This is a genomic window from Rhodanobacter sp. T12-5 (genome assembly GCF_008329435.1).
Classification (GTDB): domain Bacteria; phylum Pseudomonadota; class Gammaproteobacteria; order Xanthomonadales; family Rhodanobacteraceae; genus Rhodanobacter.
The window spans coordinates 132,107-151,116 of the sequence record NZ_NPKN01000009.1; the positions used below are offsets into that span (position 1 = coordinate 132,107).

At 62.8% G+C, this 19,010-nt stretch carries 18 protein-coding genes, 1 tRNA gene and 1 pseudogene; 12 read left to right on the forward strand and 8 right to left on the reverse strand.

The window, feature by feature from the left end:
- Positions 1 to 14: 14 nt before the first annotated feature.
- Positions 15 to 1,460 (reverse strand): exodeoxyribonuclease I, encoded by a 1,446-nt coding sequence (gene sbcB, locus CIW53_RS16380; RefSeq protein WP_149365791.1) that lies wholly within the window; start codon positions 1,458 to 1,460, stop codon positions 15 to 17.
- Between the two features lie 82 nt (positions 1,461 to 1,542).
- Here sbcB and orn point away from each other — a divergent pair, with 82 nt between their 5' ends.
- The 4 genes from orn to CIW53_RS16400 all read left to right on the forward strand — a co-directional run bounded on the left by orn (position 1,543) and on the right by CIW53_RS16400 (position 5,473).
- Positions 1,543 to 2,109, forward strand: a complete 567-nt coding sequence (orn, locus tag CIW53_RS16385) for an oligoribonuclease (protein WP_149365792.1) — start codon at positions 1,543 to 1,545, stop codon at positions 2,107 to 2,109.
- Between the two features lie 42 nt (positions 2,110 to 2,151).
- Positions 2,152 to 3,057 (forward strand): dihydropteroate synthase, encoded by a 906-nt coding sequence (gene folP, locus CIW53_RS16390; RefSeq protein ID WP_172969713.1) that lies wholly within the window; start codon positions 2,152 to 2,154, stop codon positions 3,055 to 3,057.
- Positions 3,058 to 3,117: 60 nt separating this feature from the next.
- Positions 3,118 to 4,470 (forward strand): phosphoglucosamine mutase, encoded by a 1,353-nt coding sequence (gene glmM, locus CIW53_RS16395; protein WP_149365794.1) that lies wholly within the window; start codon positions 3,118 to 3,120, stop codon positions 4,468 to 4,470.
- 70 nt (positions 4,471 to 4,540) lie between these two features.
- A complete protein-coding gene (locus tag CIW53_RS16400) occupies positions 4,541 to 5,473 on the forward strand; it encodes a 2-oxoglutarate and iron-dependent oxygenase domain-containing protein (protein WP_149365795.1) in 933 nt (310 codons plus the stop codon).
- Between the two features lie 58 nt (positions 5,474 to 5,531).
- Here the strand turns inward: CIW53_RS16400 and CIW53_RS16405 are convergent, their stop codons facing one another.
- Both CIW53_RS16405 and CIW53_RS16410 read right to left on the reverse strand, forming a co-directional pair.
- Entirely contained in the window at positions 5,532 to 6,203 is a 672-nt protein-coding gene (locus CIW53_RS16405) for a DUF6445 family protein (RefSeq protein ID WP_149365796.1), read from the reverse strand.
- A gap of 67 nt (positions 6,204 to 6,270) precedes the next feature.
- Positions 6,271 to 7,079 (reverse strand): annotated as a pseudogene (locus tag CIW53_RS16410) (SDR family oxidoreductase).
- A gap of 116 nt (positions 7,080 to 7,195) precedes the next feature.
- Here CIW53_RS16410 and tpiA point away from each other — a divergent pair.
- The 4 genes from tpiA (at position 7,196) to CIW53_RS16430 (ending at position 10,264) form a co-directional block, all read left to right on the forward strand.
- Positions 7,196 to 7,963 (forward strand): triose-phosphate isomerase, encoded by a 768-nt coding sequence (gene tpiA / locus CIW53_RS16415; protein ID WP_149365797.1) that lies wholly within the window; start codon positions 7,196 to 7,198, stop codon positions 7,961 to 7,963.
- Between the two features lie 7 nt (positions 7,964 to 7,970).
- Positions 7,971 to 8,414, forward strand: a complete 444-nt coding sequence (gene secG / locus CIW53_RS16420) for a preprotein translocase subunit SecG (RefSeq protein WP_149365798.1) — start codon at positions 7,971 to 7,973, stop codon at positions 8,412 to 8,414.
- An 11-nt stretch (positions 8,415 to 8,425) separates the two neighbouring features.
- Positions 8,426 to 8,510 (forward strand) — tRNA-Leu (locus CIW53_RS16425).
- Positions 8,511 to 8,686: 176 nt separating this feature from the next.
- Positions 8,687 to 10,264 (forward strand): integrase arm-type DNA-binding domain-containing protein, encoded by a 1,578-nt coding sequence (locus CIW53_RS16430; protein ID WP_149365799.1) that lies wholly within the window; start codon positions 8,687 to 8,689, stop codon positions 10,262 to 10,264.
- Between the two features lie 229 nt (positions 10,265 to 10,493).
- Here the strand turns inward: CIW53_RS16430 and CIW53_RS16435 are convergent, their stop codons facing one another.
- Genes CIW53_RS16435 through CIW53_RS16445 form a run of 3 tightly spaced genes read right to left on the reverse strand, consistent with a single transcriptional unit; the run spans position 10,494 to position 16,635 of the window.
- Complete coding sequence (locus CIW53_RS16435; RefSeq protein WP_149365800.1) at positions 10,494 to 13,979, reverse strand: DEAD/DEAH box helicase family protein; 3,486 nt, start codon at positions 13,977 to 13,979, stop codon at positions 10,494 to 10,496.
- 3 nt (positions 13,980 to 13,982) lie between these two features.
- Positions 13,983 to 15,155 (reverse strand): restriction endonuclease subunit S, encoded by a 1,173-nt coding sequence (locus tag CIW53_RS16440; RefSeq protein ID WP_197736686.1) that lies wholly within the window; start codon positions 15,153 to 15,155, stop codon positions 13,983 to 13,985.
- On the reverse strand, positions 15,148 to 16,635 hold the full coding sequence (locus CIW53_RS16445; protein ID WP_149365801.1) for a class I SAM-dependent DNA methyltransferase: 1,488 nt from the start codon (positions 16,633 to 16,635) through the stop codon (positions 15,148 to 15,150). Before CIW53_RS16445 ends, CIW53_RS16440 begins: the two co-directional genes overlap by 8 nt.
- Before the next feature lie 330 nt (positions 16,636 to 16,965).
- Here CIW53_RS16445 and CIW53_RS18105 point away from each other — a divergent pair, with 330 nt between their 5' ends.
- The 4 genes from CIW53_RS18105 to CIW53_RS16460 all read left to right on the forward strand — a co-directional run bounded on the left by CIW53_RS18105 (position 16,966) and on the right by CIW53_RS16460 (position 18,389).
- On the forward strand, positions 16,966 to 17,097 hold the full coding sequence (locus CIW53_RS18105) for a hypothetical protein (RefSeq protein ID WP_277949644.1): 132 nt from the start codon (positions 16,966 to 16,968) through the stop codon (positions 17,095 to 17,097).
- A gap of 21 nt (positions 17,098 to 17,118) precedes the next feature.
- The gene (locus tag CIW53_RS16450; protein ID WP_149365802.1) at positions 17,119 to 17,409 is read left to right on the forward strand and encodes a hypothetical protein; all 291 of its coding nucleotides are present in this window, start codon (positions 17,119 to 17,121) and stop codon (positions 17,407 to 17,409) included.
- 135 nt (positions 17,410 to 17,544) lie between these two features.
- Entirely contained in the window at positions 17,545 to 18,030 is a 486-nt protein-coding gene (locus tag CIW53_RS16455; protein WP_149365803.1) for a JAB domain-containing protein, read from the forward strand.
- A complete protein-coding gene (locus CIW53_RS16460; RefSeq protein WP_149365804.1) occupies positions 18,030 to 18,389 on the forward strand; it encodes a hypothetical protein in 360 nt (119 codons plus the stop codon). The genes CIW53_RS16455 and CIW53_RS16460 overlap by 1 nt, the downstream gene beginning before the upstream one ends.
- A gap of 174 nt (positions 18,390 to 18,563) precedes the next feature.
- On the opposite strand, the gene CIW53_RS16465 is transcribed toward CIW53_RS16460, so the two are convergent.
- Both CIW53_RS16465 and CIW53_RS16470 read right to left on the reverse strand, forming a co-directional pair.
- Complete coding sequence (locus tag CIW53_RS16465; RefSeq protein WP_149365805.1) at positions 18,564 to 18,749, reverse strand: hypothetical protein; 186 nt, start codon at positions 18,747 to 18,749, stop codon at positions 18,564 to 18,566.
- Positions 18,750 to 18,759: 10 nt separating this feature from the next.
- The gene (locus tag CIW53_RS16470) at positions 18,760 to 18,999 is read right to left on the reverse strand and encodes a hypothetical protein (protein WP_149365806.1); all 240 of its coding nucleotides are present in this window, start codon (positions 18,997 to 18,999) and stop codon (positions 18,760 to 18,762) included.
- Positions 19,000 to 19,010 lie beyond the last annotated feature (11 nt).

A 19,010-nucleotide genomic window follows, 5' to 3' on the forward strand; every position in this document is an offset into this window, starting at 1 on the left:
GGGTCGTGGGTCGGTCAGAGTGAATCGATGCTGGCGGCGAGTTGCTCGCCCCAGGCCTGCAATTGGTCGAGCAGGGGCAGTTTGTCCTGCGCTTGCGGGTCGTGGCGCAGTTCGCCCAGGCGGGCGAAATAGTCGTCGAGGGTGAGGCCGGTCAGGGGCGTGTGCCGGGTCAGTCGCGTCCGGCGGAAGTTTTCCCAGCGCGTGCGTTCGTCGGCATCCAGCGTTTCGGGCCAGTTGCGCGCGCGATAGCGGAACAGCAACTCGGGATAGCGCGGGTCGCGGAACGGGAACGCCCGTATGCCCAGTTGTGCCGGCGGCGTGGCGCGCACCTGCGCCAGCAGGCGCTTGTCGGCGTCGGGCAGGAAACCGCCGCCGTAGAGCGCCAGTTCGGGATCTTCCGGCGGCGGCAGTTCGGCGGCACGCTGGAAGACGCGGCGCACTTTCTCGGCGAGGCCATCCATCGCATGCAGGGTGTCGCGATGGGCCTGGCTGCGATCGAGGTCCAGTTGCAGCCGCCCGAGATCGACGCCTTGCAGTACCGACAGCGGCGCCAGTGCGGGCGCGTGATTCGCCCGCACGGTGCGCAGGGGAATGCGCGCGACGCCCTCGGGCAGGTCGGCGCGTGCGGTGAAGATGCGATCGGCGATCTCGTCCTCGTCCAGCGCCAGCCATTCGGCGGGATCGGTGTCGAGGTCGTAAACGATGATTTCGCCGGTGCGGCTGGGGTGCGCTGCCAGCGGCGCGATCACGGCGAGGCAATGGCGGCTGGCCGGGTAGCGCGACGACACATGCACCAGCGGCGTCATGTTCACCACGTCGAGCAATTCGAACACCTTCTGCTTGCGCCGCAATGCGTAGTACCAGTCCCACAGCCGTGGCTGGCGCACACGGATCAGCCGGGCCAGGTCGATCAGCGCATACACGTCCGACAGCGCATCGTGGGCACGCTCCTGCTTGAGCTGGTTGGCGCTGGCCAGGTGCTCCAGCTTGAAGCTGGGCGAGCCGTCGTCGCGGGTCGGCCAGACGATGCCTTCCGGACGCAGCGCCTGGCACATGCGCACGAGGTCGATGAGGTCCCAGCGCGAGTTGCCGTTTTCCCACTCGCGCCCGTACGGCTCGTAGAAATTGCGGTACAGCATCTGCCGGGTGAACTCGTCGTCGAAACGCAGCGAGTTGTAGCCGACGCCGCAGGTGCCGGGTGCGGCCAATTGCTCGTGCACGCGGGCGGCGAACTCGGCTTCATCGATACCCTCGCGCTGGGCCAGCTGAGGGGTGATCCCGGTGATCATGCAGGCATCGGGATGCGGCGGCATTTCCTGCGGCGGCTTGCCGTAGAACATCACCGGCTCGCCGATGATCTCCAGTTCCAGGGTGGTGCGGATGCCGGCGAACTGCACCGCCCGGTCGCGGCGGGGGTCGGCGCCCAGGGTTTCGTAGTCGTGCCAGAAAAATGTCTGCATGGCGTGATGATCGCACGCCCAAAAGCCGGACTGGCATGAGCCGGCCGGCAAGGCTGATAAACTCCGCCCACAAGGAGAGCCCATGAGCCAAGCCCACGAAGACAACCTGATCTGGATCGATCTGGAGATGACCGGCCTCGACACCGACAACGATTCCATCCTGGAGATCGCGACGGTGGTCACCGACAAGAACCTCAATGTGCTTGCCGACGGACCGGTATTCGCGATACGCCACGAGATCGATCGGCTGGAGTCGATGGACAGCTGGAATACCAACCAGCACCACAAGTCGGGACTGTGGCGGCAGGTGCTGATTTCGCAGACCGATCATGCCATGGCCGAGCAGGCCACCGTCGACTTCCTGCGCGCGTGGGTGCCGCCGGGCAAGTCGCCGATGTGCGGCAATTCGATCTGCCAGGATCGCCGCTTCATGTACCGGCAGATGCCGCGGCTGGAGCGCTATTTCCACTATCGCAACCTGGACGTCTCCACGCTGAAGGAGCTGGCCCGGCGCTGGGCCCCGGAGATTGCCCGCGGCGTCGGCAAGGAGTCGGCGCACACCGCTTTGTCGGACATTCGCGATTCGATCGCGGAGCTGCGCCATTACCGCCGGCACATGGGCGAGCTGGGTGGACAGGTCGAGGCTTGAGCCCTCAGGCGATCGAATACTAGTGAGGTGATGCGCATGTCGATGGATCTTTTTGCACCGGTGCTGGATTGCTCCGGGCGGCCGCTGCGACTGGATCGTGCACGGGTCGTCGGCATTCTCAACGTCACGCCCGATTCGTTCTCGGACGGAGGCGCCTGCGAGGATGTCGAAGCCGCCGTGGCGCACGGCATGCGGATGGCGGAGGAGGGCGCCGACATGCTCGACGTCGGCGGCGAATCCACCCGTCCGGGCGCTGCCGAGGTATCCGTCGAGGAGGAGCTTCATCGCGTGTTGCCGGTGATCGAACGGCTGATTGCGCGCACCTCGCTGCCGATCGCGATCGACACCTCCAAGCCCGAGGTGATGCGCGCGGCGGTGGCGGCTGGCGCCGGCATGATCAACGACGTCCATGGCTTGCGCCGTGAAGGTGCGATGGACACGGTTGCCGAACTGGGCGTGCCGGTGTGCCTGATGCACATGCAGGGCGAGCCGCGCAGCATGCAGGCCGAGCCGACGTACGACGACGTGGTCGGCGAAGTGCACCGATTCCTGACGGACCGGTTGTTCGCGTGCGAGTTGGCCGGCATCGATCGGCGCAAGGTGATGGTCGATCCCGGCTTCGGCTTCGGCAAGACACTGGAGCACAACCTGGCGCTGCTGTGCGCGCTGGAACGCTTTGGCAATCTGGGCAGCGGCGTGTATGTCGGGCTGTCGCGCAAGTCGATGATCGGCACATTGACCGGCCGCGCCGCACCGGCCGATCGTGCGGCCGGTTCTGCGGCGGCTGCGTTGATTGCGGTTCAGCGCGGTGCACGCATGGTGCGCGTCCACGATGTGGCGGCGACGGTGGACGCGCTCGCCGTGTGGCGGGCGGTGCACGCGGTCGACGACGTGCCCCAGCGGAACGACAAAAAGCCAGGCGCAGTGCGCTGGCCGGACGACGATTGACGAGGTTGCATCGGCGCTGGCTCGCGGCAGGAACATCCCCTTTCCGGAACGCAATAGACGATGAACGAACGCAGGTATTTTGGCACCGACGGTATCCGCGGCACGGTCGGCGAATGGCCGATCAGTGCCGACTTCATGCTGCGCCTGGGACGTGCGGTCGGCAGTGTGCTGGCACGCGACAGCAGGGAACGGCCGAAGGTGCTGATCGGCAAGGACACGCGGGTTTCCGGCTACATGTTCGAGGCGGCGCTGGAGGCCGGTCTGGTCGCTGCGGGCGTCGACGTGGGCCTGCTCGGTCCGATGCCGACGCCGGCGGTGGCGTTCCTGACCCGTTCGATGCGCGCGCAGGCCGGCATCGTGATCAGCGCCTCGCACAATCCGCACAACGACAACGGCATCAAGTTTTTCTCCGCCATTGGCGAGAAGCTGTCCGACGAGGTCGAGCTTGCGATCGAGCAGGAGGTCGACGGCGCGTTCGTCACGGTGCCGTCCGAGCGTCTCGGCAAGGCCCGCCGGATCGACGATGCGGTGGCCAGGTATGCGGAATACTGCAAGTCCACGGTGGCGAAGGATTTCAGCCTGCACGGGCTCAAGCTGGTGCTCGACTGTGCACACGGCGCGACCTACCAGGTGGCACCGAAGGTATTCGCCGAACTGGGTGCCGAGGTGATCGCGATCGGCGACAAGCCGGACGGATTCAATATCAATCGCGAGGTCGGCTCGACCCACCCGCAGGCTTTGCAGCAGGCGGTACTGGCGCATGGCGCGGACATGGGCATGGCGTTCGACGGCGACGGCGACCGGCTGGTGCTGGCGGACCGGCATGGCGTGTTGGCCGACGGCGACGACATCCTCTACATACTGGCGCGCAGCCTGCATGCGCGCGGGATGCTCAAGGGCCCGGTGGTCGGCACCTTGATGAGCAACTACGGACTGCAGCAGGCGCTGGCCGAGTTCGGGGTGCCGCTGCTCCGTGCCAACGTGGGCGATCGTTATGTGATGCAGCAACTGAAGCAGCACGGCGGCGTGCTGGGCGGCGAAACCTCCGGCCACATCCTGTGCCTGGACCGTGCCACCACCGGCGACGGCATCGTCGCCGCGCTGGCCGTGCTGGAGGCACTCGCGCGCTCCGGCGAGGATCTGGTTTCGGCGCGCCAGGGTTTGAGGAAATTGCCGCAGGTCATGCTCAATGTGCGTGCCGATGGCGCCCGCGAGGCGCTGGCCGGCAGCGAGGTGCAACAGGCGTTGGCCGAAGTCGAGCAGGTCCTGCACGGCCGCGGCAGGGTGGTGCTGCGCGCTTCGGGCACCGAGCCGCTGGTGCGCGTCACCATCGAGGGTGCAGACGCGGCGGAAGTGCAGCAGTTGGCAGAGAAGCTCGCCGGGATTGTAAGATCCGCAGCCGAACGCTCGTGAACCTGTAGCAGTACTGGGTCGCCATGGATTGGCCCGACGTGTCCCGCCCCAAACCCAGTGAACTGCAGCCATGAAGAATGTTCCCACCCTCGACATCCGCCGCTACGACACCGATCGCGATGCCTTCGTCGCCGAGATCGGCGCCGCTTACCGCGAATTCGGTTTCTGCTGCATCAGCGGCCATGGCATTTCGCGCGAGCTGATCGACGGCTCCTACGACGTGTTCCAGCGCTTCTTCGCGCTGCCGACCGACACCAAGATGAAGTACCACGTCGCCGGCAGTGGCGGTGCGCGCGGCTACACGCCGTTCAAGGTGGAGACCGCCAAGGACAGCCAATACGCCGACCTGAAGGAGTTCTGGCATATCGGCCGGGAGATTCCGCGCGACTCGAAGTTCGCCGACGTGATGCCGCCGAATCTGTGGCCGGAGGAAGTGCCGGATTTCAAGCAGTACGGCTACGGCTTGTATGAAGCGCTGGATCAGCTCGGCACCCGCGTGTTGCGCGCGCTGGCACTGCATATCGATCAGCCGGAAAACTTCTTCGAGGACAAGACCGACGTCGGCAATTCGATCCTGCGGCCCATCCACTATCCGCCGATTGCGCAAGAGAACATTCCCAACGTGCGCGCCGGTGCGCATGAAGACATCAACTTCATCACGCTCCTCGTCGGCGCCAGCGCCGAAGGTCTGGAAGTGCTGAGCGATGGTGAGTGGTTGCCGATCACCACCGAGGGCGACGCGATCGTGGTGAACATCGGCGACATGTTGCAGCGGCTGAGCAACCATGTGTATCCGTCGACTTCGCACCGTGTGGTCAATCCGCAGAACGAGAACGCGCGCAAGCCGCGCTATTCGGTGCCGTTCTTCCTGCATCCGAACCCGGACGTGATGCTCGACCCGCTCGACTCGTGCATCACGCCGGACAATCCGCGCCGCTACGACACCTCGATCAGCTCGCATGAATACCTGCTGCAGCGCCTGCGCGAAATCAAGCTGATTTAGCCGGGAATCGGGAATGGGGGTTCGGGAATCGGAAGAGCTGGCGAATCCCGAGCACCGATCAAGCCATCCAGAAAAACACGGCGGTCATCCGCTTGGCCGCCATTTCCTGTCCCCAGTACGCGCTGGCACTGTGGATCAGGTTGGCCTTGTAGATGAGCAACCGGTTGAAGCGGTGCGCCACACGCACGTCCTCGACAAATGCATTCGGCTGCACGAACCGGTTGCCCAGCGCTTCGGCCAGGTTGCGGTGCGGTGGCATCACGATGTTGCCGCCGAGCTGACCACCGGGCATGCGCTGGCGAAAGAAACTGGTGCCGCATTGCTCGGGCACGTCCGGGTTGAGATACAACACGGCAGCGTAACGGCACAGATTCGTCGAATCGGTATGTGGCTTGGCTGCGCCTTCGAGGGATCCGACTACCTGCACGCAGTTGTGATTGAGCCGGATGCCCGCTTCGGTCTGTTCGACCCACACTTTTTTCGCGCCGGTCAGTCGGCAGACTTTCGCATCCAGTGCCGCCAGTTCGTCGTCCAGCAGGGCAGGCACTGCCCGCATGCCAGGCCAGACCTCGCCGGTGTAGGGATAGCCGAACTCCCAGTCGGTCTTGGCCAGACAACGGGCGCGTACTTCATCGGCGTTCGGCAAGGCGTCGTCCACCACCCAGTAATCGCGCCCTTCGACGGGTTTGCGATAGGGCAGTGGGCGCATCTGGGTCGGAAACAGGGACATGCTGATGGATGCCGGGAATGATGAGTGGACGGGAAGCAGCAGCCGATGCCGCAATGCGAATCCGCGCCTATGTGCTGGTATTGCGGTAACGCTTCGATTCGCGCGCGGAGAGCCACATGGCCAACCGGTCCGGCATCAACTGCACGATGGTCTTGATGAGTCGATTGACCCGGCCGGGGATGTACACCGATACACCTCGTTCCACCGCCGCTATGCCATGGCGCACCACCTCTTGCGCGCTCAGCCACATGAAGCCGGGCAGTTTGTTCATCTTGTCGCGGGTGCCGGTGACGTCGTGGAATTCCGACCAGTGAAACCAGGGCACAGCGCGCAGACATTCACGCCAGCGGACTGGTTCTCCAGCGCGAGCGATTGCGAAAACTTGATCAGGTAGGCCTTGGTGGCGGCGTACAAGGTATGCCCCGCCGGGCCGGGCACGTGTCCGGCGAGCGATGACACGTTGATGATGCGGCCGTGGCCACGTTCGCGCATGCCGGGCAGCAGTCGCCACGCGAGCTCCGTCGGAGCGATCAGCAATACCTGCAGGGAATCCGCATGGGTCGTCCAGTCATTCGCATCGAGGGTGCCGGGGACTCCATAGCCGGCATTGTTGATCAGCCAGTCCACCTGCAGGCCCCGCTGTTCCAGCGTATCGCAAAGCATTTGTGGCGCGGCCGGATCAGCAAGGTCGTGTGGCAGCACGGTTACGTGTGTCGCGTAGCGTTCACGCAATTCGGTGGCGAGAGTTTCCATCCGGTCGGCTCGGCGGGCGGTCAGCACCAGGTCATGGCCGCCTGCAGCGAGTTGCCGCGCGAATTCGGCACCGATGCCGGACGAGGCGCCGGTGACCAGGCTGAGTGGGCGGGGAGACGTCATGATTCACTCCGGATGGCGGGCTCTCATTCTCGACCGGGTTGCCCGATCGCGCCAGCGGTTTGCCGAGACATCGGCCCGTCGGTAAGCTTGCGGTTTGATCGCAGCGGAAGCAGACCATGCGCAAGAAATTCGTCGCAGGCAACTGGAAAATGCATGGCAGCCGTTCCATGGCCACGGCCCTGGTGAACGACATCGTTGCGGCCGGACTGGACGGCATCGATATGGCCGTATTCCCGCCGTTTCCGTACCTCGCCGAGTTGGCCGGGCTGCATGCCGAAACCGGGTTGGGCTTCGGCGCGCAGGATGTCAGCGAGCACGAAGGGCAGGGTGCGTACACCGGCGAGGTGTCGGCCGCCATGCTGGCGGATGTCGGCGCGCAGTGGGTTCTGGCCGGTCATTCGGAACGTCGCCAATATCATGGGGAGAGCGATGAGTTGGTCGCGCGCAAGTTCGCGGCGGCGCGTGCCGGTGGCCTGACCCCGATCCTGTGTGTGGGCGAGACGCTGGAACAGCGTGAAGCCGGCGAGACCGAGACGGTCATTGCGCGCCAGTTGCAGGCGGTGCTGACGCTCAATGGCATCGCCAGTTTCGATACGGCCGTCATTGCTTACGAACCGATATGGGCCATCGGTACCGGCCGCACCGCCAGCCCGGAGCAGGCGCAGCAGGTGCATGCCTTCATTCGTAGCCAACTGGAAAAAGAAGATGCTATGATTGCCCGTCTGACCCGACTGCTTTACGGCGGCAGCGTCAAGGCGGCCAATGCCGCGGAATTGTTCGCGCAGGCGGATGTGGACGGAGGATTGATCGGCGGTGCCTCCCTGACCGCATCCGACTTCCTTGGAATCTGCGCCGCGGCGCATCAGGCGCTACAGGCTCAATAGAAACCTTATGTTCGTCATTTTCAGCGTGTTTTACATTCTGATCGCTGCGGCGATGATCGTGCTGATCCTGCTGCAGAACGGCGCAGGCGCGGACGCCGGCTCAGGCTTTGGTGGCGGCGCTTCGGCTACGGTGTTCGGTGCGCGTGGCTCGGCCACGTTCCTCACTCGCGCCACCGGCGTCCTCGCTGCCTTGTTCTTCGTGCTGAGTCTCGGCATGGGGATTTACCTGCACGGCAATGGCGCGCCACACAACAATGCCAACGATCTTGGCGTGATGGCCGCGGTTGCCAACAAGCCTGCTGCTGCACCTGCCGTACCGGCTGGTTCGGAAGTACCTGCCGCGGCACCCAGCACGGTCGTACCGGCAGCTACATCGCCGGCGGCGACTCCCGCCCCGACCAAGAGTCAGGGCGAGGTGCCGGCGGCACCGAAGCCGCAGACCAAGCACTGAGCAACACACCTGCCCAGGTGGCGGAACTGGTAGACGCACTACCTTGAGGTGGTAGCGACGCAAGTCGTAGGGGTTCGAGTCCCCTCTTGGGCACCAATGATAGATCCTGAACTGTTTGTGATGGATCAGAATTACAGATAACCCCGCGATTTGCGGGGTTTTTTGTGCCCGGACCTTCCGAGGTCGTCCGATCCTGTCCGAGGTTGTCCGAGAGTTTTGGGTATATAGTTGGGTACAAATCGTACTGTTTGTACCCAAGTAGGTCCCAAGCCATGCCCCGCCTTGCCGTCTCACTGACAGAGCTCCAGGTTCGTCGGGCCAAACCGGTCGACACTCCTTACTCCATGTCCGATGGCAACGGGCTGGTGCTTTGGGTGAGGCCAGGTGGCCTGAAGTCTTGGCGCGTGCGCTACCGCCTCCCGGATGGCTCCAGGGCCGCCCCTGCGACGATTGGGCACTACCCCGAGATGTCTTTGAGCCAGGCCCGCATCACGGCGATCGAGATACAGCGCGCAGCCAAGCAGGGAAAGATCACAGCGGGTATCCGGAAAGCTCAGCAGGAGGCGAGGGCAGCCGTCGGAGCCGAGCAGGAGGCTGTAGCGCAACAGCGATCTGTCATGGAGCACGTGACATTGTGTGCTGTGTCGGGGCGATGGATGGCGGAAAAACGTGCCACTTGGGCGTTGGAGACTTACCGCAAAGCCCGTTTGGTAGTGGAGTCCTATCTCGTTCCCAAGATCGGCGACCTGGACGTTCGCACGATGGAGACAAAGGATGTCCGCCCTCTGCTGGTCGAGATGGCCAGGGAAACGCCTCAGCTTGCCCGGAAGGCACGGCAGTACATGGCCAGCATCGTGGAGCATGCCATCAACGAAGGCCTACGCCCCGACGACAGCCGGCTGCGACTGGATCGCATTCTGCCGACCCATCGCAGCGGCCATATGCCGGCGGTCACCGACGACGCCAGCAAGCTGGGTGATATCATGCGGGCCATCGATTCCCATGAAAACCGTGTTGTGCGCGCCGCGCTGGTCTTGGCTTCCCTAACCGCGATGCGCTCGGGCGTCGTGGCCAGCGCTCGATGGGCTGAGATCGACTTGGAGGCGGGCGAATGGCGTGTCCCGGGGAAGAATCCCGACGGAACAAATCGCATGAAGACGGGGCAGGACTACAGCACATCGCTGCCTAATCAGGCCCTTGCCGTTTTGGGTGAGATGCGCGAGCGGAACATAGGCAGTGAATACGTCTTTCCTCCTCAATCCCGCCAAAAATCGGCACACCTCAGTCGAGATGCCTTGAGCAAGGCCTTGCGCGAGATGGGCTTTCAGGGCGAGCACACCACCCATGGCTTCCGGGCATCACTGCGGACACTTGGCCGCGAGCGTCTCGGCATTGATGTGGATGTGCTTGAGGCCCAGCTGGCACATGCCCCGAAGGACGAGGTCGAAGCTGCCTATGCGCGCGTCAAGTTCCGTGAAAAGCGCCGAGATGTCATGCAGGGCTGGGCTGACTACTTGGATCAGCTCAAGGCCGGCCGCAATGAGCTCGCATCAAAAGGCATAAAGGAACAGAAGTTGATTGCTGCGTTGGCGGATGCTCAATCCTTTGCAGTGCAGCCAACAGCTGATGGCGTTGGCGAACGAACGAGCTTTCTAGGCGGGGAGAAATTGTCTCAGCGCCATAAGCCATGGCTGATTAGCAAAGAGGTCCAAAAGGCGTCTGTCGTCCCGGCGAAAGCTCGGCCAGTAGAAACCACGGCACCAGTTGATGACATCGAAATGCGAGTAGTGAGCCTTCCGCAAGGAGAGAGTCTTTCGAAACGCGATAAGCCATGGCTGCGGAAAAAGTGATGATTTTTGATGCGTCGGCAGCCGCTCACATCTCTGGCACCCGCAGCGGGTACGACCACACTGGTCGCCAGGACTAGGATCCGCGAATACTTAGTTGACCGTCACTTACCGGCTAACCTGTCGAGCAAGCTGCCAAGATCAGTCAGATGGAATAGCCCCACGCGCTTCCGCGACGACGACATTGGCAATGGCTGCCGCTCATGGCGTGCCGCGATTGCGGGAATCCACGCTAGGCAGCAGCCTTGAGACTGATGTCCCGAAGCGCAGTAATTATGGCCTCGGCATCGCTGTCCCCGAACACCCCGTCCAGCCCCTCGTGATGCAGGCTGGTGAATGGTGGGTCGTACAGCTGCCCGGCGTCCATCACGCCCGACCGGGTCAGCCGGTCGATGATCATCTCGATAAAGCGGATCTGCTGGCTGGTGTAGCGCTTCTCGTCCAGGAACTGGCCGAACGCTTCCTTGGCGGCATTGCGGTCCAGGCCCACCAGTGAGCGGATGAACACTGTCAGCGGCTTGTCGTTGCCGAAAACCTGCTCGAAGCGGTCGCGGCTTTCCACCGGTTCGGATTCGTAGACGAAGCGCTCCAGCTCGTTCAGGTCGGTCGGCGTCAGCGGCCTGTTGTGCTTGAGCTTGGCGATCGCGACGTGGTTTTCATTAGCGCGGATGTACGCCTCGACCTTCTTGCGGTACTGGGCGAGGTTGATGCCGGTGCTGAAGTCCTTGAGGGTGACTTCCTTCGCCTCGCCGATCTCGTCGGTCAGCATGCTGTAGACAGGCTTGATCGACTGGCGCTCGATGAACTGGATCAGTCCGCGCAGATGGCGCCGTACCTGCTCGATCAGCGGCAGGGTGATGTCCTTCCAGAATTCTTCGCTCTGCACGTCCTGGATCAAAGCCAGTTCGGCGCGCACGGCGGGAATGGTGTCCTTGGTTTCCAGCTCGCTGGCCAGGTCGATGATCTTGTCGCGGTATCCCACGAAATCAGCGGTGGAGCGAACCAGCGCCAGCTGGAGATTCAGGCAGATCAGGTCGAACAGCTTGGCGGTGATGTGCTCGGGCTCGCGCTCGCTGGGCAAGCCGGCCACGTGGGCGCGCAGGTCCCCCAGTGCCGAGTCGTCTAGTCCCTCCCACTGCTCGCGCTCCACGAAGCGGGCCACATGCTCGCGCTCCGTGCGCACGATGAAGTTGTCCAGGTTCATCGCCGCCACTTCACCGTGCAGTTCATCGGTCAGCTCCTTGCGCAGGAAGAACAGCTTGTCATAGGTCTCGGGGCTTTCGGACTGGGGGTGAGGGTCGGGGGCTGTGCCATCCGGCAGCAGCGACAACAGATCCAGCCGCGCCTTGAACAGGCGCTTGCCCAACGGCTCGGCCATGCCACCCAGCGCGCCACGCGGGTTCTCGTTGAAGAATTCGAAGTTGGCGCAGAAGTCGAAGATGGCGAACTCTTCCTTGTCCTGGCCCGGCGCGAACAGATCCGGGCACAGCCGGGTGCCGCGGCCGATCATCTGCAGAAACTTCACCTTCGAGCGCACTGCCTTGAAGAACACCAGGTTCAACACCTGCGGCACGTCGATGCCGGTGTCCAGCATGTCCACTGAGATGGCGATCTGCGGCAGCTTGTCCTGCTTGCTGCTGAAGTCGTCGATCAGGCTCTGCGCGTAATTCACCGCATGGGTGATCGTGCGGGCGAACTCACCCTTGTAATGGGGGTAGTGGTGGTTGAAACGTCGGGCGATGAACTCGGCATGTTTCTGGTTGACCGCAAAGATGATCGTCTTGCCCAGCGTGTCGCCGCCGTCCACCTTCAGGCCGTTCTCCATCAGGTGCCTGAGCATCAGGTCGACGGTGTGCTCGTTGAACAACTGCTTGTTGACCGCGGAGGCATGCACCTCGGTCGGTGCCGTGGCTTCCTCGCCTTTGCCCGCGTTGTCGCCCCAGTCCAGCGACTCCCAGTGCTCCTTCTCCTCGTCGGTCAGGTCGGCGTAGCGAATACCTTCGCGGACGAACTTGATCGGTACGGAGTGCGACTTGGGTGGCACCAGGTAGCGATCGGAAATCGCTTCATCCAGCGAATAGGCATCGGTGGGCACACCGGTTTCCAGACCGAACAGGTGATAGGTGTCGCGATCCACCTCATCGCGCGGCGTGGCGGTCAGGCCAAACAGGTAGCTGTCGAAGTAGCGGAAGATCGCGCCGTACTTCTGGTACACGCTGCGGTGTGCCTCGTCGATGATGATCAGGTCGAAGTGGCCTACGCCGTACTGGCGCTGGTCGCCCTCCATCTGGTCGATCAGACCCATCATGGTTGGGTAGGTAGACAGGTACACGCGCCCGTGGCCGTGCTTTTCGGTCACCAGGTTCACCGGGCTGGAATCCGGCAGGTGCTCCTTGAACGCGCCGGTGGCCTGGTTCACCAGTGCCACCCGGTCGGCCAGAAACAGCACGCGCTTGACCCAGTTGGCGCGCATCAGCAGCTCCACCAGCGCGATCGCGGTGCGCGTCTTGCCGCTGCCGGTGGCCATGGTCAGCAGGCCGGCACGGCGGCCTTCAGCCAGCGCCTCGACCATCGCGCGGATGGCACGGTGCTGATACGGGCGCTCGACGATGGCGTGGTTGATCGCCACCGTTCGCGGGTTTGCCTGCAGGCTGCGGCGCTGGATCGTCAGTTCCAGTTCGTCGCGGGAGTAGAAGCCCTGCACCTCGCGCGGCGGCGCGCGGCGGTCGTCCCACAGCCAGGTGTGGTTGCCGTTGCTGTAGAAGATCAGCGGGCGCCGGCCCTTCTCTGCTTCCAGGCAGTCGGCGTACAGCTTGGCCTGCTGCTGGCCCACGTCCGGGTCCTTCAGGGTGCGCTTGGCCTCGACCACGGCGAGCGGCAATCCATCCTTCCCCCACAGCACATAGTCGACAAAGCCCTCGCCCTTGGTATTGGGCATCCCGGTCACCGGCACCTCGATGGCCGCGTTGCCGCCCACCTCCCAGCCAGCCTCGCGGAGCATCACATCGATAAAGAATCGGCGCGTGTCCGCCTCGTCGTAATCGTGCGTATCTGGCACCGCGATATTGGCGGCCTTGGCCTCGGCCAGCTCGGCGCGGACGGCCGCCAGTTTGGCATCCATCTCGGCCAGCATCGCCTCGCGCTCGGCCAGGGTGGCGGCCTGCTCGGCGATTGCCGCCTCGCGCGCCTCCAGCGTGGCGTGCTGGGCGGCGATCTGCTGCTGGAAGCTCGCCTCCTGCTTCTTCAGCTCGTCGCGGGTCAGCGCGATCGCTTCATCGGCGCGCACCAGCTTCGGGATGAGCTTCTCGTCGAAAGTCGCTTCCAGAGACTTGGGGTCGCTGGCACGGGTGTAGCTGCGCGCCAGCCAGAAAAGCACGTGGAACAGCTCGCGCACCAGCCGCAACGCATCCAGATAGCCGATCGGTTGGCCGGCATGCACTGCCTGGTTGCCGAAACGCTGGATTAGCCGCATCTTCTGCAGCACGGGCGGCGGAGGGAGCCGCTCGAAATCCCTGTCCGTCAGCAGTACGTTGAGGCCGGTGTCGTACGGCATACGCAGGCTGGTGTCGTACTCGTACAGCCAGTGCACCGCCTGCTCCAGCGCATGGCGGGTGCGCATGCAGCAGGCGCGTGGATCGGAATGGACCAGTTGCTCCGCGCCCTTGGCCGGCTCGTAGAGCGGTTTGAACTCGGGGAGGAGAAACTGGAAGTTGGTCATGGGTTAGAGCGTCCCTGCGAAGGCTCGATGCTGCAGTGAAGCGAAGAGATGACCAAAAAGGTCGGACTGACGCTTCAGCATGTCACGTCGGCTACGGATGCACGAGACTTGCGACTGGAACGTCTTCTGCAAATCGCTAGGCGGCAGGGGTATCGCTATTGCTGCGAACTCACGGGCATTGATATTGGCCATTCCAACGATGCTTTTGCACATTCCTTGCAAAGTCGTTTTCCCGTAAGAGGAGTTCAAGAAACCGGAGATGTACTCAGGCGACTGACCTCGCCGGGTGCGACCCCTAACCAAATATCCTGCGTAAGCCATTGGTGTGGGTCCCGCATACACAGCAGTCTTCCCGACGAGCTCCTTGCTATTGGTTCGATTGAACAAAATGTCACCAGAGCGCACCTGATGCTTTTCTTCAGCCTTCTCTTCGCTGATGTACTTGAGATGGGTCAGGTCAATCTCGCCAGCATACGTGAGGTTGTTCATTCGAAGAATCGGTACATCACCCTCCAAAGCTGCTTTCTCAGAAGACCCGTACTTCACAGACTCCAGCAGGTCGCCAATCACGCCAATTGGCCAACGCTTCGGATTTGTCTCAGGGTCACCGAACATTTCTAGGAACACGGACTGCAGCAGCTGATCGAGCTTGGTGATGGCTTCGCGGCGCTTGGCGCGCAGCGCGTCGGCCTTGTCCAGAATCGCCGCGATGCGACGTTGCTCGGCAAGCGGCGGCAGCGGAATCTCCAGCGCTTCGAGAAATGCCTTCGGTACACGCTTTTGCCCGGCACTTCCTGTCATGCGACGCTCGCCATCCTCCCTGACCACAGGCTGCCGGAGAAAGTGATAGAGATACCTGTCATTAAGTCTTGATGCTTTCGGCCGAACGACATGAAACTCTGTTGAGCCGAATCCCAATCGTCTCCCTATACGTGCGTGTGCGATCTTTCCGTTCTCGAAACATGGAGTGATCTTTGCCACAAGAACATCGCGGTCCTGAAACGTCGTAAACCCTTTGATGACGTCAGAGATCTTTCGATCCTCTTCCGAGGTGATGGCACCGAGTAATTCGGAAACGTTAGCCATCGGAACAAAAGAGACTGATTCGCTCATGTCATCGATGAGGGAACGATCGAGTCGCGGATTGATTTCGGCAACCTCGGAAAGATTAGGCACCGATCATCCCCTCAAGCTCCACCATCCCCCGCATGATCTCCGCCTCCAACGTCTTCAGCTCGGCCAGAATCTTCTTCGGCGAGACGTGCTGCACGTCCTCGTACACCACCTGCTTGTAGCGATTGATCGACAGGTCATACTCGTTGCCGACGATTTCGGCCTTGGGCACCAGAAAGCTCTGCTCGGTGCGGGCTCGCTTGCGCTCCTTGCCGCGGTGCTGCCAGCGCGTGAGGATGTCCGGCAGGTTGTTGCTGGCGTGCTTCTCCGCATCCAGCGGGTTGCGCTTGTCGTCCAGCGAGTAGCCGTCCGCCTGCATGTCGTAGAACCAAACATCGTTTGTGCCGCCGGAGTTGGTCTTGGTGAACAGCAGGATCGCGGTAGATACGCCGGCATAGGGGCGGAACACGCCCGAGGGCATGGAGACGATGCCGTCCAGCTTGTGATCCTCCACCAGCATCCGGCGTAGCTCCTTGTGCGCCTTGCTGGAGCCGAAGAGTACGCCGTCCGGCACGATCACCGCCGCGCGGCCACCGGCCTTGAGCAGGCGCAAGAACAGGGCGACGAACAGCAGCTCGGTCTTCTTGGTCTTGACGATCGCCTGCAGGTCCTTGGCCGTGCTCTCGTAATCGAGGCTGCCAGCGAACGGTGGGTTGGCCAGGATCAGGCTAAACTGCCCTTCGACACCGGCATGGCCTTCGCTCAGGGCATCGCGGTTCTCGATGGCCGGGTCTTCCACGCCGTGCAGCAGCATGTTCATCGAGCCGACGCGCAGCATGGTGCTGTCGAAGTCGAAGCCGTGGAAGGTGTCGTGGTTGAAGCGCCGGGTGGACTTCTTGTCCGCGTAGATGTCGTCGCGGTGATGGGTGTTGAGGTATTCGCTGGCTGCCACCAGGAAGCCCGCGGTGCCGCAGGCGGGGTCGCAGATGGTGTCCGACGGCTTGGGCGCCATCATGTCCACCATCAGCTTGATGATGTGGCGCGGCGTGCGGAACTGGCCGTTCTGCCCCGCGCTGGCGATCTTGCCCAGCATGTATTCGTACAGGTCGCCCTTGGTATCGCGATCCTCCATCGGGATGGCATCGAGCAGGTCGACCACCTTGGCCAGCAGCGCCGGCGAGGGGATGGTGAAGCGGGCATCCTTCATGTGGGTGGCGTACGTGGAGTCGCCCTCGTGCCCGCCGAGCTTCTTGATGAACGGGAACGCCTCCTCCGACACGATGTGGTACAGCAGACCCGGGTCGCCCAGATCCTTGAAGTTCGACCAGCGCAGCTTCTGCTGGCGGGTGTTGAAGATGGGGTTCTCCACCGGCTGCTTGAGGCGGTTGGCCTTCTTCTCCTTGACCGTCTGCATCTCATCCAGCCGCTTGATGAAGAGCAGGTAAGTCATCTGCTCGATGACCTCCATCGGGTTGGAGATACCGCCGCTCCAGAATGCGTTCCAGATTTGGTCGACTTGGGATTTGATGGTGCCTGTGATCACGGGTGCTTTGATTCCTTGGATTTCTCGACAATCTGGAGACCTGCCGGTGGGCGACGCCAGCTCAACCCTGCCTATACCGACGAGACTGAGGAACATTCTGGGCCAATTTTCGCAGCCTCAGCCTTCTGACCGTCATACCTGTGGCGGGTCTCAAGACTCGGATGATAGTGCCCTACCACGGCACACGTCGCGAGGATCAATGACCGAACGAAGGCTTAGCAACGGCGAACGGAAATAACTTCAAATCCATATCACCCCATGGAGAGCAGCAGGTCGCTCTCGCGTAGCGGCTGACACCGTCAGCTTCGCTACCCCCCATGGAGATATCTCGTGATTTCCCACTATCCCGTGCTCGAATGTCTGGTGGCGTTTGCCATCGTGTTTCTGATCGGCTTTCTATCGGCCAGAAGCAAAGGCAACAGCAGCGCCGTTTCCGCACAGCGGGGATTGGCGCTCGCATGACCCTAGCCTGCCCGCGTTGCCATGCTGCGTTCGTTGTACCGCGCCGTCGCGCTCAAACCACGGCCGCCGCCCTCGGTGGCGTCGCTGGCGCAATCCAGGGGGGTCTCTAGCGCGATGACGGAGGCGAAAAGCGGTGATCCCATGCACGTCGTTGCCAGTGCGATCCTCGGTGGATTGCTCGGCGGCGCCGCAGGCTGTAGCGCCGGAGCGGCCATCGGTGCGCCGATTGACCAAGTTCTGCCCGATAGCTTTCGTTGCCACGCCTGCGGCAATTTCTTTGACGCCAACCGCGCTGATCCGGCTCTGACCTAGCTCCACCCGGGTCAGTCGTATCGAGCCATCCCGGCTCAAATCCCCTCGTTTTCCTCAACTTCCCTCGCCACCACGCATAGAGCCCGGCCTTTTGGCCGGGCTCTATGCGTTTGTGCCGCTCACAAGGAGCTACTCATGAAAGTTGTTCGATCAATGGCCTACACCCGCTACAAGCTCGGCAGCGAGACGACGGAGCAAGACGTGCTCGCCGCCGCCGAAGCCATTCTCAAAGGAAGGCTCGAACGCCAGGGCAGTCTCAACAATCCGACCGATGCCACCGACTTCCTGCGCATGCGACTGGGCGCTTTGCAGCATGAGGAATTTCACGTCCTGTGGCTGGACAACCGCCACCGCATCCTCGCATGCCAAAAGCTCTTCACCGGTACCGTCGATGGCGCCAGCATCTATCCCCGCGAGGTCGTGCGGGCGGCACTGAGCGTCAATGCCAGTGCGGCCATTTTTGCCCACAACCACCCCAGTGGTATCGCCGAACCCAGCGCAGCCGACCGGGCCATCACCAGCGAGCTCCGTGACGCCTTGCGTTTGATTGGTGTTCGGATTCTGGACCACATCGTGGTGGGCGCTGAGTGCGTCAGCATGGCGGGCCGCGGGCTGATGTGATGGAGACGCCCTCCACGAAACATGCCGTTGAGGAGGCCGGGGTACACATCATCACCTACAGCGAACGGCTGGCCGAGAACACCGCCGCGCTTCGTGCCCACGGCAAGGTCATCGAGACGTTGGTAGAGATCGCCTGGAACATGGCGCTGGCCCGATTCCGGCCCAACGACAGCTACGAGTTCCACAACCTTGCGAAGGACTGGGCGGCGGAGTTCGAGGCGCTGTATGACGACCGGGTCGCGTCGTGTGAGTGGGACGAAGACGACTGGCGCGAGCGGTGCGAGCACTTCACCCGGGAGAAGGTGGAGGAAGTCGTGCTGGTTGGGCTCGGTCGCATCTTGGCGCCGGATGAGGCTTGAATGGCGTCGGCTATCTCCGGATGGCCGACGCCACACGGGCGAACGCCGCAGCGGCCATTTCAGCAGGCACGCTCATGCCACGCACAAAAAGTTGCGCGGAGCGCGCTGAACGACAACGGGCAAAAGATCACCACCCCCTATTTCACCCCGTCCGATCTACCGACCCAAGAGGGGTTAGCCCGCATTCGGCACGTCGAAGGATTCCAGTGCGTACCGGGTCGCGAGGTAGAGGCCGACCACGCCGACCTCCGTGCTGTGCGTGGCGCGCACCGCGTCGATGAGTTCTTCATCGCTGCAGCTGAAGTTGCCGCACAAGTGCGCTCGGCTTAGCGAGGAGCGCAGATTGATGGTCTCGTCCATGCGCGATCGCCTATGCCGTGGCCGAGCGGCAGACGGGTTGCGGCTGCGCTTCGATTGCCACGTGAAGGTTGGCGCCGGCGCTGATGACTTCGACGCACGTCGGTCGCCCCAAAGCCATGTGCGCGGCGTGGGCCATCTCGTATGCCTGTCTGCGGGCTGGCTCAAGCGGCAGTCCGCTGGCCAAGGTCGAGCCCATGCAGCGGATGCTCCACTGCCCGTCATCGTCCTGCTTGAGGGTGTAGGCGATCATGCTGGCATCCC